The following is a 13660-nucleotide window of genomic DNA, read 5'->3' on the forward strand; positions in this document are numbered from 1 at the left end:
CAAGGCGTCAAGCAAGGTCGGCCAGCAACCCCATGTCGGAAATGACCGCTTGCGCCGCGCGCAGCGTCGGAACCGCCTGTACCGCACCACTGCCTTCGCCGAGGCGCAGGCCGAGGTCGAGGATCGGGGTCAACCCGAGTGCCTTGAGCGCAAACGCTTGCGAAGGCTCCGTCGAGCGGTGCCCGGCCAGCCACCACCGCACCGCGTCGGGGGCGATTTCCCGCGCCACCAAAGCAGCCGCGCCCGAGAACACGCCGTCGAGCAGCACCGGCACCCCCCGCACGGCGCCTTCCACGAGGAAACCCGCCGTCGCGGCGGCGCACGCGCTGCCCAGCGCCGTCACCAGCTCGAATGGTCCCGAGCCACGCGGCCGTGCCAGCGCCCGCGCGACCACCTCGACCTTCCGCGCCCGCCCGGCTTCGTCCACCCCGGTGCCCGTCCCGACGACATCTTCCGCCGGCAGGCCCAGCACGGCACCGACCAGTGCGGCCGCGACCGCGGTGTTGCCGATGCCCATATCGCCGGGAATCAGCAGATCCGCGCCCGAAGAAATCTCCTCATCGGCAAGCGAACGCCCGACTTCGAAGGCACGCGACGCCTCGCCCGGCGCTAGCGCGTCCTCGACATCGATCGCACCCGAACCGCGGCGGATCTTGTGCGCCCGGACCGGAGCCGGCACGTCCGCCAGGTCGTCGTCCACCGCGATGTCGACCACGCGCACCTGCGCCCCGACCTGCCGCGCCAGCACGTTCACCCCGCTGCGGCCGGACAGGAACACGCGCACCATCGCGGCGGTGACCTCGCGCGGATACGCCGACGTCGCCGACACCCCGTGGTCACCGGCGAACACGACCACGCGCACGTCGTCGAGCGGCCGCGGCGGGACCGTGCCGTGCGCGGCGCTGAGCCACGCGGCGAGTTCCTCCAGCCGCCCCAGCGCACCCAGCGGCTTCACCAGCGCGTCGAGCCGGGCGAGCGCCTCTTCGCGCGCGCGGGAGTCGGGAAGCGGAACCTCGATCACAGCAGTGCCCATTCGTTGAGGCGCACGATGCGCCCGGCCACCACGAGCTGGACGCTGTCCGACTCCGCGGCGACGCGGCTGTTCAGTGCGCCCAGCACATCACGAAAAACCCGGCCGGACATCGTCGCGGGCACCACACCCATGCCGACCTCGTTGCTGACCGCCACGATCGGTACATGCGCGTTCACCCAGGCGGCAAGGAAATCCTCGAGCCGCTCGTCGAGGCGCAGCTCCCAGCCCGCGGTCTGGTCCCACGCGCCGACCTCACCGAGGACCCGGCTCACCCACGTGCCGAGGCAGTCGATCAGCAGCGGGCGCGAAGCCTTGCGCACGGTCGCGGCGAGATCGGTGCACTCCACCGTGCGCCAGTTCGCCGGGCGCCGGGCCTGGTGCAACGCGATCCTGGCCGCCCACTCGGGATCGTCCTCGGTCGCCGGATAGCCGGGCGCCACGTACACGACCTCGGCATGTCTGCTCATCAGCTGTTCCGCGTGCCGAGACTTGCCGGAGCGCACACCGCCCAGGACGAGCACCTTGCCGTCACCGGCGTGCCGGCGCAGCAGCCGGGCGGTGACCTCCAATGCGGCTGCCAGCCGCCGGGTCAGCTTGGTCATACCCGGCATTCTCGTGCAAGCGCTACCGTCCCTGCGTGGTGGATACGAGATCGTTGACCCGGTTCGGCCTCATCGCCGGGTACGCGCTGGATTTCGCCGCCGGCGACCCGCGGCGCGGGCACCCGGTGGCGCTGTTCGGGCGCGCGGCCGGCGCGCTGGAGCGCCGGGTGTGGGCGGATTCGCGCGCCCGGGGCGCCGCGTTCACCGCGATCTGTGCTGGTACGGCGGCCGGGCTGGGGCTGGTCGCCCAGATCGCGACGCGGCGGCGGCCGGTGGCGCGCTTCGTGACGACCGCACTCGCCACGTGGACCGTGCTCGGCGGTCGCGGGCTCGCCGGCGAGGGGGCGGCCATGGCGGGGTTGCTGGAGTCGGCTGATCTTCCCGGTGCGCGGGCGCGGTTGTCGCACCTGTGCGGCCGCGACGCGACTGGCCTGGATGCCGGGGAACTGGCCCGCGCCACGACCGAGTCCATTGCCGAGAACACGTCGGATGCCGTTGTGGCGCCGTTGTTCTGGGGCGCGGTGGCGGGGCTCCCCGGGCTGCTCGGGTACCGGGCGCTCAACACGCTCGACGCGATGGTCGGGCACCGCTCGCCCCGCTACGAACGGTTCGGCTGGGCCTCGGCGCGCGCCGACGACGTGGCCAATCTGGTGCCCGCCCGGCTCGGCGCGCTGGCCGCCGTGCTGTGCGCACCGCTTGCCGGAGGACGTCCTGCCTCGGCGTGGCGGGTGTGGCGACGCGACGGTTCGCGGCATCCGAGTCCCAACGCCGGCCAGGTCGAGGCGGCGTTCGCGGGAGCGCTGGACGTGCGGCTCGGCGGCGTCAACACCTATGGCGGGCTGACCGAGGACCGGGGGACACTCGGTGACGGCCCCGCACCGAAGACGGCGGACGTACGACGGTCGATCACGCTGTCGCGCGCGGTGGGGCTCGCCGCGCTGGCCGTGGCGGTAATGCGATGACGGGGCTGCTGGTCGCCGGGACGACGTCCGATGCGGGCAAAAGCCTTGTCACCGCTGGGATCTGCCGGTGGCTGGCGCGGCAGGGGCTGCGGGTCGCGCCGTTCAAGGCGCAGAACATGTCCAACAACTCGATGGTGTGTGCCGACGGGGCGGAAATCGGGCGGGCGCAATGGCTCCAGGCGCTGGCGGCCGGTGCGGAGCCGGAAGCCGCGATGAATCCCGTGCTGCTCAAACCGGGCAGCGATCACCGCAGTCACGTGATCGCGCTCGGGAAACCGTTCGGCACACTCGAAGCCGGTGAGTACGCGACCGGGCGGGCGGGGCTGGCCGAGATCGCGTTCGGCACACTCGCCGAGCTGCGGACGCGGTTCGACGTCGTCGTGTGCGAGGGCGCGGGAAGCCCCGCGGAGATCAACCTGCGGGCAGGCGACTACGTGAACATGGGGCTGGCGCGCCGGTTCGGGTTGCCGGTGGTCGTCGTCGGGGACATCGACCGCGGCGGGGTGCTGGCGGCGATGTACGGCACGCAGGGGCTGCTGTCGGGCGAGGATCAGGCGTTGCTGTCCGGGTGGATCGTCAACAAGTTCCGGGGCGATGTCGGTCTGCTGCGGCCGGGCCTCGACCGGATCGAGGAGCTGACCGGACGGCCGGTGCTGGGTGTGCTGCCGTGGCTCGACGGAGTATGGATCGACTCGGAGGACGCGCTGGCTGCCGCCGGGTGGGCAAGCGAGCACGGTGGTGGCACGTTGACCGTCGCCGTGGTCCGTTTCCCGCGCGCGTCGAACGCGACCGATGTGGACGCACTGGCGGCCGAGCCAGGCGTGAGCGTGCGGCTCACCGCGGAGCCGGATGTGGTGCGTACCAGCGATATCGTGGTGCTCCCCGGCACCCGGTCCACCGTGGACGATCTTCGCTGGCTTCGGTCGCGCGGTCTGGAGAAAGCGCTTTCCGAACGGGTCGTCGCGGGACGTCCGGTGCTCGGGATCTGCGGCGGCTACCAGATGCTGGCGCGGGAAATCCACGACGAGGTCGAGTCCGGTGCCGGGGTGGTGCCCGGGCTCGGATTGTTGCCGACGAAGGTGGTCTTCTCCGCGGAGAAGGTACTGGGCCGGCCGGCCGGGAAGTGGCGGGGGCATCCGGTCGCGGCATACGAGATCCATCATGGAAGCGCTTTCTCGGACGGCGAAGCGGAACCATTCCTCGACGGCTGGCGACTGGGCTCGGTGTGGGGCACGACGTGGCACGGCACGCTCGACAATGACGGGTTCCGCCGCGCATGGCTCGCCGAAGCGGCGGCTCAGGCCGGGGTGACGTGGACCCCGAGTCCGGGCGCGCCAGGGTTCGCGGCGTTGCGTGAATCGATGCTCGACCGGCTTGCGGACGCCGTCGAGGAATGCCTCGACACGGAAGTCCTCTTGCGACTCATCAGGTCTGGACCTCCTACGGGGCAGCGGATCTTGTGAGCTCAGGCCACGATCACCTGCACGCCCGCGTCCTCGAACGCGGTGACGTGCTGGGGATCCGCGCTGCTGTCGGTGATCAGGATGTCGATATCGGACGGTGCGCAGATGCGGGCGAAGGCGGACGCGCCGAGTTTGGAGCTGTCCGCGACCGCCACAACCTCTTTGGCCTGTGAGGCGAACAACCGGTTCAGGTTCGCCTCGGCTTCATGATGGGTGTACAGGCCGCGTACGGGATCGATCGCGTCCAGTCCGATGAACGCGAGGTCGAGGCTGACCTCGTGCAGGACCAGCGCCGCCAGTGGTCCGGTGAGTTCGAACGAGCGGACGCGAGGAACGCCACCGGTGATCACGATCTTGATGCTCTGCCGCAACGCGAGTTCGTGTGCGATGTTGAGCGCGTTCGTGACCACCGTCAGCGTGGCGTCCGTGTCGTTGAACTCCGGGCGGGTGGCCAGCGCGCGGCTCACTTCGGTCGCTGTGGTGCCACCATTGATGCCGACGATCATTCCCCGTTGCACCAGCCGCGCCGCCGCCGCGCCGATCCGCGTCTTTTCCGGCGCGTTGCGCACGGTTTTGTGCCGCAGTGGCAAATCGTAGGCGAGATTGCTCGTCACGGCGCCACCCCGGGTGCGGGTCAGCAATTGCCGGCCCGCCAGGTGGTCGAGATCACGCCGAATCGTCGCAGGGGACACCTTGAGTTCCCGTGCGCTTTCTTCGACGTCGATCCTGGTGCGCTGCCCGACCATTTCCAGCAACGCGTTCAGGCGTTCGTGACGATCCACGCCTAACTACTACCTGTTCTTCCGAGCAAAAGGAAATCGGCTATCCGGGGTATTCTTTTTGTTGGAGGTTCACTTACAAGCTTCGCAAGAAGGCGAGCGAGGGCATGAAGAAGTATTCGCCGCCCTTGAGTGTCACCGCCTGCGGAATCGCGTCGACCGGCTGCGTGCCGCTGTGCCCCCAGTCGCGGGAATAGTTCGAACCGGGCCGTTCGCCCTGTCCGATCACGGGGTCCAGTCCAGGCTGCGAACCGTCCGGCGTGATCGGGAAACCGGGATTGTTCGCCCATAGTCGCTGGGTGAATTCGAACTGGTTGCCCAGATTGCTGTTGAAAGCCATGAACAACAGCCCGACGTCCTTTGTGGGCCGGCCGGCGGGTGGCAGGTCGGCGGCGGGGTCGTCGTAGCGCCGGCCGTAGGTCTGGCCACGGCGCGCCATCAAATGCAGGCGCTCGGCCTCCGGCGGTTCGGCACCGCCCGAGCCACGCGGGTTGGTCTTGCGGATATGTGCCTGGAACGGACATTTCTGTCCGAGTTTGTCGCTGTCGTAACTGAAATCGTTTTCCACCGGGTTGTGTGAGCCGGCCGCGCTTTGCACGGTGAGCGGGGTTCCATCTTCGAAACGTTTTTGGTGTGTCTGTGCTGGTAGTGGGCTTGTTGGACGCGGTGTTGGTGGCGTCGGCGCGGTCACGGCCAGGTAGGTGTGAGCGAGCATGGCCAGGGTGGTGTGCCGGTACCAGGCGTCGTAGCGGCGAACCTGATATTGGACCAGACCGACTTCCGTCTTCGCGGTCTGGAAACAGTCTTCGATCTCGTACTCACCTTTGCTGTTGCGGGTCATCGAACGACGCGCCAGCAGTCACCGTTCCCACCCCGGCGGGGTGGTGTCGGAGTAGTTCGGCGACTCGGCGACGGCCCAGTCGAATATCCGTGGTCTTGGGCGCCGGCACCGCAACTGAGACGCTTCCACGCTGGTGTCGGGGCGTGGGCCACCAGGCGTCGGCGCGGGAGGTGCCAGCCACCGCGGGGATGGTCTGGTTACTGGGCACGGAAACCAGGCAGCCGATACGCCGCTGTTCCAGCCAGCGGCGGAATTTCGAGTCTCCGCCGTAGGCTTCGCCGGTGATGACCCACGTGGTGGGCACGCCGGCATCCAGGGCCCGCGCGAGCATCCGCTGGGCCAGAACCGGCTTTGTCGCGAACTCCGCCCCTCAGGAACACCGGCCTCGCCACAGCGCCTCTGGTCGCTGATCGGCCTTTCGTTGTGGCATAAGCACAAAACACGCCGAGCTGACCAATTCTCGATACGGCCGGCGGTGCCGGAGTACGGCGCTGGACGCCGGCGGATTTGGTGCCTCGCTCGCCCTTGGATCCCTTGGCCTTGCGGTGCGCGTCCTGGTCGGCCTTGCTGGAAATCACCGCCTTGATCCCACGACCAGGAAGGTGTCAAGAACGCCATTCACCGCACAGACCTGATGCGCAAAGCGGATCAAAGCGTGCGTGCGTTGGATACTTCAAAGCTGCCGCGGCCCGATAACGTGCGTAGGTCGCCCAATGAAGGATGACTTCTGACGCCCGCGGGATTGCAGCCCGGGCTGTCATCTCTATCCAGTTCCGTGACCGGACGCGATCTTCCGGCCAAAAAGGAGATCTTGGTTGATGCATGCTGATGCGCTCGTTTGGTTCGATCGCAAGACGTGGCAGCACCCTTCGTGGACCGTGGACGACTTGTTGGCACTCAAGGGAAGCCGCACGATCAGCGTCGTCCTTCCCGCACTGAACGAGGAAAAGACTGTTGGCGATGTGGTTCGTTCCATCGCGCCGTTGCACGGCACGCTGGTCGACGAACTCATCGTGATGGACTCGGGATCGACTGACGCCACTACACGCGAGGCCACACGCGCCGGCGCCCAGGTTGTTGGCCGCGGCGATGTCGTGACGCACCTGGCACCGTTGCCTGGTAAGGGGGAAGTGCTCTGGCGCTCGCTCGCGGCCGCGACTGGTGATCTCGTTGTTTTCATTGACTCCGACTTGGTGGAGCCTAGCCCGGAGCTGGTGCCTGGCCTGCTCGGGCCTTTGCTGGAACACCGGGAGGTTCAGCTGGTAAAAGCCTTTTATCGGCGCCCCTTGCGTATTTCGGATTCCGATACGGGACACGGTGGTGGGCGGGTCACCGAGCTGCTCGCACGCCCAGCCCTTGGCGCGTTGTGGCCGGAGTTGGCCGGAGTTGTACAGCCCCTGGGCGGGGAATATGCCGCCACTCGTTCTTTTCTGGAGAAGGCTGCCTTTCCGGTGGGTTATGGGGTGGAAATAGGCCTGCTCATCGATGCTTTCCGGTCTTACGGGCTAGACGGTATAGCCCAGGTGAATCTCGGCGTTCGCAAACATCGGAATCGGGATCTTTCCGAATTGGGTCGCATGTCCCGGCAGATTCTGGAGACCATACTCGAGAAGGCCGGGACCAGAAGCCAATCCGGCTCCTTCACCCAGTTCGTTCAGGTCGCCGAGGAGTGGGTGCCCAACACCGTCGATGTCGAGCTCGCCGTTCGCCCGCCGATCCGGGAGGTCATCGGTGCCTGACGTACTGGAAGAGCACATCGCCAACGTTCGTTCGTGGCTCTATGTTCCGGGTTCCCGCCCGGATCGATTTGCGAAAGCCGCCGCAAGCGCGGCCGACGACGTCGTCCTCGACTTGGAAGACTCGGTCGCTCCTGGTGGCAAGCGGGAAGCTCGGGAGCACGTGCTCGATTGGTTGGCCGACGGGCACACGGGCATCGTCCGGATCAACGGCAGCGGTACCGAATGGCATGACGAGGATCTGGAGATGGTGGTCAGCCACCGGTGTCCGGTCATCCTTCCCAAGGCGACCAATGCGGCTCAAGTGTCGGCGGTCATCGAACGGCTCGGGCAGAAGGCCTGCGTCATTCCGCTGATCGAGACAGCGGTGGGTGTCGCGGCGGCCCAGGAGATCTGCGGAGTGCCAGGAGTTCGTCGGGTCATCTTCGGCAGCGCGGACTTCGCTCGCGATATCGGTATCGATCACCTGAACAGGACTGCGCTGGTCCATGCACGCTGCGCGGTGGTGCTCGCGTCGGCGGTCGCCGGTATCGCCCCGCCCATGGATGGTGCTTGTACTGCGATCTATGACGACGACAAGTTGAGGGAGGATGCGGAACACGCCGCCTCCTTGGGGTTTGGTGGCAAGTCATGCATTCACCCGCGTCAAATCCCCATCGTCCAGACGGCATTCTCGCCCTCCACCGAAGAGGTCGAGTGGGCGCGCGGCATTGTTGCCGCCAGCGGAGACGGCTCTATCAGTCGGCTGGGCGGGGAACTCGTCGGTAGACCCGTCGTCGAACGTGCCCGCCGCCTTCTGGCGAGGTGCGCGGGATGACCGAGTGCCGCTACCTCGATGACATCGAATCCCACATGCTCGGCGCCGCTCCTGGTCACCTCGTTGAGTACATCGGCAAAGTGGATGACGATGCGCTGGGCCGGGCGCTGGAGCTCCTTTCGCGGCAGTACTCGATTCTCCGGTCGACTGTCCGGCACGATGGGCACGGGTACCTGTTGCAGGTGCAACCCGGCGCTCGGCTGCCCCTTGTTTCGGTCGCCGGCGGTGAGGACGAAGCCTCGGCAGTGATCGCGCGTCCATGGGAGCCGGAGTCGGGTCTCGCGCGTGTGGTGCACTGCCGTCACGATCATGGCGGGTTCCTGGGCCTGCAGATCGATCACGCCGTGGTCGATGGAACCAGCCTGCGCGCGATTTTCGACGACCTCCTGGCGATTTACTCGGCGGTGGCCGCGGGAGGCGACCCTGACGTCGACAAGCCGGTCCTCCTCCCGGCCTCACCCCGAAGCGTGTTCGCCGTCGGGCAAGGAAGCCCGGATCCGACCGGGGATGAGCGCCCGCCGCGGACGACAGGGAGAATGGTGCCCCCCGTGTTGCGGCGGATCGAGTTCGACGAGCAGGCAACGGCCGACCTCGTTGCCGCGTCTCGGCGTCATGGCACGTCGGTCCATGCACTGCTCTGCGGGGCCGTGCTGCTCGCCCAGCGTGCACAAGCCCCGGCGACGGCCGGCCCCGCGCGCATGGCCTGCCTCTCCCCAGTCGGGCTGCGGAACAGGGTGATCCCCCCGGTCGGCGCGACCGCCACGACGAATTTCCTTGGCCTGCACCGGTACGAGCTTGAACTTGAGCAGGATGATGACGCGGTCGCGGTCGGCGTGGCTGTCAAGAGCGATCTCGACGAGGCCCTGGCCGCGGGAGAGATTCCACCGATCGATCTCCCCCGGAACCGGCGCACCGCGTTCCGTTCGTCGCTCCTCCCGCAACTCGCCATGGCGCAGATCAGCAACAACGGTGTCCTCAAACGTAAAACACGCCACGGCGAGCTCACCCTCACCCGCGTGTTGACCGTGCCGCACGTGGTCCGTGCGACCTATCCGGTGTACTCGGCCTACACGTTCGATCGGCGCCTGACCCTCGCCTGCGTATTTCCCAGTGACCTGTTTTCGCAATCGGAAGCGGCCACCGTGGCAACTTCTGTCCGGACCGTCCTGACCGGTATGACGCGTCGTGTCGCCGAACTCGTCGAATGAGGTGACAGAATGCTGCGGGTCGGAGTGCCGGAGGATATCGGGCCGGACCGGGCACGGATGTTCGTTTCGTTGAAGGTGCGGAACTTCGGGCTGTTTCTCGGCGGGCAGATAGTTTCAAATGTCGGCACGTGGATGCAGCGGATCGCGCAGGACTGGTTGGTGTATCAGCTGTCCGGGCACGACGCTGTGGCACTCGGGGTGGCTGTGGCCCTGCAGTTCACACCGACTTTGGTGCTGTCGCTGTGGGCCGGCTTGCTTGCTGATCGGCTGCCCAAGCGTCGGCTGTGTTCGGTGATCCAGTGCGGGATCGCCGTACAGGCATTGGCCTTGGGGCTGTTGGACGTCGCCGGTGTCGTGGCGTTGTGGCAGATCTATGTGCTGTGCGTCGTCCTGGGCTGTCTCAGCGCGGTGGACGTCCCTGCCCGGCAGGCGTTTGTCGCCGAGCTGGTGCCGCCACCGCTGATCGCGAACGCCGTGGCGCTGAACGCAACCGTGTTCAACCTCGCGCGGGCCGCCGGTCCGGCGCTCGCCGGATTCGCGATCACCATGTTCGGGACCGGGTGGATGTTCATCGTGAACGCCGGGACGACGGTTGTCGCGATAGTTAGCTTGCTGGCGGTGGACGCTAGGAAGCTGGTGTGCCCGGTCCGTGTTCCCCGGGGGCGTGGCCAGCTCCGCGCCGGACTGGCGTACGTGCGCGAACGCCCACAGCTGGTGCGGGTCATGGTAATCGCTTTCCTCGTGAGCACCTTCAGTCTGACGTTCAGTACTTCGCTGACGGTGATGGCGGGCGCGGTGTTCCGGATGGGAGCCGGTGGCTACGGCATCCTTTCCACGGTGCTCGCTGTCGGGACCCTGCTGGGCGCGTTGGGTACCGCTCGGTGGCTGCCCCGGACGGAACCGGCGCAGACGCGTGTCCTTCTACTGGCCGCACTGGCGGTCGGGGCTGTCGAGGTCGGCGCAGCGCTGTTGCCGACACCGGCGGTGTTCGGGGCTGCCCTCGTGCCACTCGGCGTCGCGACGATCACGTTCCTCAACACCGCCAACTCCATTGTCCAGACCACTGTGGAACCTGGAATGCGTGGGCGAGTCATGAGTCTCTACGTGCTCGTGCTGATCGGGGGAAGTCCGGTTGGCGGGCCGTTGGCGGGCTGGCTGGCCGATGCCTGGGGTGGACGCGCACCCCTGGTCGCCGGAGGTCTCGTCGCCGCTCTCGCCGCCGTCGGCTGCCGTTGGCTACTCCACCGGCGGAACACACGCGAATTCCGGTACCTGGCGTAGAACCCGCCGTTTCGTTGAATCGCGCGCGGCATTCACCGGCGGCCGTTGCGCCTGTTTCCCACCGCCCGGCGGAGCGGCTAGACGGGTGTAGTGGTGGCCGGGCTACAGACGCGGTGGCGTTCCCGCTCGCCGATCGCCGACTCGATGTGCTCGGCCATCAGTCGCTGGGCGGCGGGCGCGTCACCGCGTTCCAGTGCGACCAGGATCTGCGCGTGGTACCGGAGCGTGTTGTCCGCGACGTCGTCGAACTGCCACACCGACTCGGTGTGCGGCACGGGGTAGTTCTCCCAAATCCAGCGCAGATGGCCGGCCAGGAACGCCGGCCCGCCGATGCGTGCGATCCGTGCATGGAACAGCCGGCTTCCATTCGCCAGCCGCACGGTGTCGGATTCCCGGTGGGCCACCTCCATGGACTCGTGCATGCCGCGTAGTTCCGCGAGTTCCTCAGGGGTGATGCGCCCGGCCGCCAGCCGTGCGGCGACGCCTTCGACCGCCGCTCGCACCTGGTACAGCTCCGCGGCCGCTTCTGCGCTGAGCTGACTCACGGTCGCACCGTAATGGGTTTGATACGACACCAGCCCAGCGCTTTCCAAGCGCCGCAGTGCCTCACGCACGGGAGTGATCGACACGCCGAGGCGTGAGCCGATCTCGTCCTGCAGGATCGGCGCGCCCGGCAGCAGCACACCAGTGAGAATCTCCCGGCGCAATACGGAGTGGACATAGTCGGCACGGCTGCCCGGGGGCTTGACCGCCGAGTAGTGCTGGGGCCCTTCGGGCTGCGTACTTCTGCCCACGGGCGAGCCCTTGCGTCGAGCCACCGCGCTCCCTCCCTGTTCCTGGTCTCCATAACGATAGCGTTCTCGACAATGAAATAGGGTCTTGCATGGATGAAACAAGTAACTTATAAGTTAAGGCATGACCTCCCTACTAGGACTGCGAGTGATCGACGCGGCGACGTTGTTCGCGGGCCCGACAGCGGCAACGATGCTGGCGGACTTCGGCGCCGACGTCATCAAGATCGAGCACCCACGGAATGGTGACCCGGCGCGCGGGCACGGTCCGGCCAAGTGGGGAGTCGGCCTCCTGTGGAAACAGCTCGCTCGGAACAAGCGCGCGATGGCGGTCGACCTGTCGACCAACCCAGGTCAGGAGGTCGTCCGGCGTCTGGTCGCGGACGCCGACGTCCTCGTCGAAAACTTCCGGCCAGGCACACTCGAACGCTGGAACCTCGACCCGGCGGCACTCGTCGAGGAGAATCCGCGGCTCGTGGTGGCGCGGGTGACCGGTTTCGGACAGGTCGGGCCACGCCGGCACGACCCTGGATTCGGCACCCTCGCCGAAGCCATGAGCGGATTCGCCGCTATGACGGGCGAGCCCGGCGGTCCGCCGACGCTTCCCCCACTTGCACTGGCGGACGGCGTCGCCGGCCTCGCGACCGCTTACGCGATCATGGTCGCTCTCGCCGCGCGGGAGCGCACCGGCCGCGGGCAAATCATTGATGTCGCGATCATCGAGCCGATTCTCGCCGTCCTTGGCGCTCAAATCACCACCTACCGTGCGCTCGGAGTCGTGCCGGCTCGCACAGGTAACAGGTCAGACAAGAATGCCCCACGCAACACTTATCGCAGCCGTGACGGACGATGGCTGGCCGTGTCCACCAGCGCGCAGGCGATCGCGGAACGGGTCATGCGCCTTGTCGGCCGTCCCGATCTCGCCGAACAGGATTGGTTCGCGTCCGGATGGCAGCGCGCCGAACACGCGGACGAATTGGACGCCGCGGTCGGCGGCTGGATTGCCGAACGCGACGCCGACGATGTCATCGCCGCGTTCACCGAAGCACAAGCCGCGATTGCGCCGGTATACGACGTGCGCGACATCGTGGCGGACCCGCAGTACCGCGCACTGAACACCGTCGTCGAGCTGCCCGATCCCGAACTCGGCCAGGTCTCGCTGCAGAACGTCCTCTTCCGCCTCAGTGACACCCCGGGCTCGATCCGCTGGGCAGGACCCCAGCTCGGGGCACATACCGATGAGGTTCTCGCAGAACTCGGTTACAAGCCCGAGGAGATAGCCAGGCTGCGCAGCGAGGGCGCGGTGAAATGAACGCTCCAGCCGAGAGCACCGCGGCGGTGCTGACCCGTACGCTGTCGTCGGGTACGGTTGTCGATCTTTCGCAGCCCTGGGAAAACGGGATGCCGTGCTCCCCGAGCCATCCCGGGTTCCGGTTCGCACTGCTCCGGAGGCATGGTGACGGCACCAATGCCCACGGAATGTCCGGCGCTACCGAACTCATCGTGACCGGCGGGCACGTGGGTACCCACGTGGACGCGCTGTGTCACGTCGGGCAGGATGGCAAACTCTTCGGTGGCGTCGACGCTCTGGAGGCGAGTCGCGGCGGCCGGTTCAGTGTCCACGGCGTGGACACCCTGGCTCCCTTCTTGTGCCGGAGTGTGCTGGCGGATATCCCACGCGCCCAAGGGAAAACGCGGCTTGATGCCGGATACGCCATATCCGCGGACGACATCGCAACCGCCCTCTGCGGCACTCCCGTCCATCCCGGTGACGCCGTGCTGGTCCGTACAGGTTGGCCACAGCTCTACACCGATCCGGTGGCCTATGTTGGTCATGCCACCGGCGTGCCGGGACTCGGCCCGGACGCTGCGGAGTACCTGGCCTCCCTCGAGGTTCGCGCCGTCGGCTGCGACACCATCGCCGCCGATCGGATCGCGCCGGGACAGGGGCACTCCTACCTTCCCGCCCACGAGGTGCTTCTCGTCCGCCACGGAATCCCGTTGCTGGAAGTGCTCGACCTCGAACACCTCGCGCAGCTCGGCCCCCACGACTTCATTTTCGTCGCGGTACCGCTGAAGATCACTGGCGGTACCGGATCCCCCATCCGTCCCCTCGCCGTGCTGTTCGACGGCTGACCGCAGATCGC

General features: G+C 67.3%; 12 protein-coding genes and 2 pseudogenes. 8 read left to right on the top strand and 6 right to left on the bottom strand.

What is annotated here, in order from left to right; genetic code table 11:
* Nucleotides 1-7: 7 nt before the first annotated feature.
* Both cobT and cobU read right to left on the bottom strand, forming a co-directional pair.
* Nucleotides 8-1033: a nicotinate-nucleotide--dimethylbenzimidazole phosphoribosyltransferase gene (gene cobT / locus GKO32_RS01795; RefSeq protein ID WP_154754970.1), complete on the bottom strand. Its 1026-nt coding sequence runs from the start codon at nucleotides 1031-1033 to the stop codon at nucleotides 8-10.
* On the bottom strand, nucleotides 1018-1635 hold the full coding sequence (gene cobU, locus GKO32_RS01800; RefSeq protein WP_154754971.1) for a bifunctional adenosylcobinamide kinase/adenosylcobinamide-phosphate guanylyltransferase: 618 nt from the start codon (nucleotides 1633-1635) through the stop codon (nucleotides 1018-1020). The genes cobT and cobU overlap by 16 nt, the downstream gene beginning before the upstream one ends.
* 35 nt (nucleotides 1636-1670) lie before the next feature.
* Here cobU and GKO32_RS01805 point away from each other — a divergent pair, with 35 nt between their 5' ends.
* Both GKO32_RS01805 and GKO32_RS01810 read left to right on the top strand, forming a co-directional pair.
* Nucleotides 1671-2597, top strand: coding sequence for a cobalamin biosynthesis protein (locus tag GKO32_RS01805; protein ID WP_312867407.1), 927 nt, complete (start codon nucleotides 1671-1673; stop codon nucleotides 2595-2597).
* Nucleotides 2594-4060: a cobyric acid synthase gene (locus GKO32_RS01810; RefSeq protein ID WP_154754973.1), complete on the top strand. Its 1467-nt coding sequence runs from the start codon at nucleotides 2594-2596 to the stop codon at nucleotides 4058-4060. The genes GKO32_RS01805 and GKO32_RS01810 overlap by 4 nt, the downstream gene beginning before the upstream one ends.
* A 2-nt stretch (nucleotides 4061-4062) precedes the next feature.
* Here GKO32_RS01810 and GKO32_RS01815 read toward each other — a convergent pair whose 3' ends face one another.
* The 3 genes and pseudogenes from GKO32_RS01815 to GKO32_RS40745 all read right to left on the bottom strand — a co-directional run.
* Complete coding sequence (locus tag GKO32_RS01815; protein ID WP_312867408.1) at nucleotides 4063-4842, bottom strand: DeoR/GlpR family DNA-binding transcription regulator; 780 nt, start codon at nucleotides 4840-4842, stop codon at nucleotides 4063-4065.
* Nucleotides 4843-4915: 73 nt separating this feature from the next.
* Nucleotides 4916-5464, bottom strand: a pseudogene (locus GKO32_RS01820) (Dyp-type peroxidase); the annotation flags it as partial.
* Nucleotides 5465-5614: 150 nt separating this feature from the next.
* Nucleotides 5615-6201, bottom strand: a pseudogene (locus GKO32_RS40745) (transposase); the annotation flags it as partial.
* 297 nt (nucleotides 6202-6498) lie between these two features.
* Between GKO32_RS40745 and GKO32_RS01835 the strand changes: the two are divergent.
* Genes GKO32_RS01835 through GKO32_RS01850 form a run of 4 tightly spaced genes read left to right on the top strand, consistent with a single transcriptional unit; the run spans nucleotide 6499 to nucleotide 10722 of the window.
* Nucleotides 6499-7419: a glucosyl-3-phosphoglycerate synthase gene (locus GKO32_RS01835; RefSeq protein WP_154754975.1), complete on the top strand. Its 921-nt coding sequence runs from the start codon at nucleotides 6499-6501 to the stop codon at nucleotides 7417-7419.
* Entirely contained in the window at nucleotides 7412-8233 is an 822-nt protein-coding gene (locus GKO32_RS01840) for an HpcH/HpaI aldolase/citrate lyase family protein (RefSeq protein WP_312867409.1), read from the top strand. Before GKO32_RS01835 ends, GKO32_RS01840 begins: the two co-directional genes overlap by 8 nt.
* Entirely contained in the window at nucleotides 8230-9441 is a 1212-nt protein-coding gene (locus tag GKO32_RS01845; protein WP_154754977.1) for a phthiocerol/phthiodiolone dimycocerosyl transferase family protein, read from the top strand. The genes GKO32_RS01840 and GKO32_RS01845 overlap by 4 nt, the downstream gene beginning before the upstream one ends.
* 9 nt (nucleotides 9442-9450) lie before the next feature.
* Entirely contained in the window at nucleotides 9451-10722 is a 1272-nt protein-coding gene (locus GKO32_RS01850; RefSeq protein ID WP_246243045.1) for an MFS transporter, read from the top strand.
* A 77-nt stretch (nucleotides 10723-10799) separates the two neighbouring features.
* Here the strand turns inward: GKO32_RS01850 and GKO32_RS01855 are convergent, their stop codons facing one another.
* Complete coding sequence (locus GKO32_RS01855) at nucleotides 10800-11540, bottom strand: GntR family transcriptional regulator (protein WP_208024237.1); 741 nt, start codon at nucleotides 11538-11540, stop codon at nucleotides 10800-10802.
* Between the two features lie 97 nt (nucleotides 11541-11637).
* Here GKO32_RS01855 and GKO32_RS01860 point away from each other — a divergent pair, with 97 nt between their 5' ends.
* Together GKO32_RS01860 and GKO32_RS01865 are read left to right on the top strand one after the other, a co-directional pair.
* Complete coding sequence (locus GKO32_RS01860; RefSeq protein ID WP_154754979.1) at nucleotides 11638-12825, top strand: CaiB/BaiF CoA transferase family protein; 1188 nt, start codon at nucleotides 11638-11640, stop codon at nucleotides 12823-12825.
* Nucleotides 12822-13649, top strand: coding sequence for a cyclase family protein (locus tag GKO32_RS01865; protein ID WP_154754980.1), 828 nt, complete (start codon nucleotides 12822-12824; stop codon nucleotides 13647-13649). Before GKO32_RS01860 ends, GKO32_RS01865 begins: the two co-directional genes overlap by 4 nt.
* Nucleotides 13650-13660: the final 11 nt, after the last annotated feature.

Origin of the sequence: Amycolatopsis pithecellobii, assembly GCF_009707865.1 — a bacterium.
GTDB lineage: Bacteria > Actinomycetota > Actinomycetes > Mycobacteriales > Pseudonocardiaceae > Amycolatopsis_E > Amycolatopsis_E pithecellobii.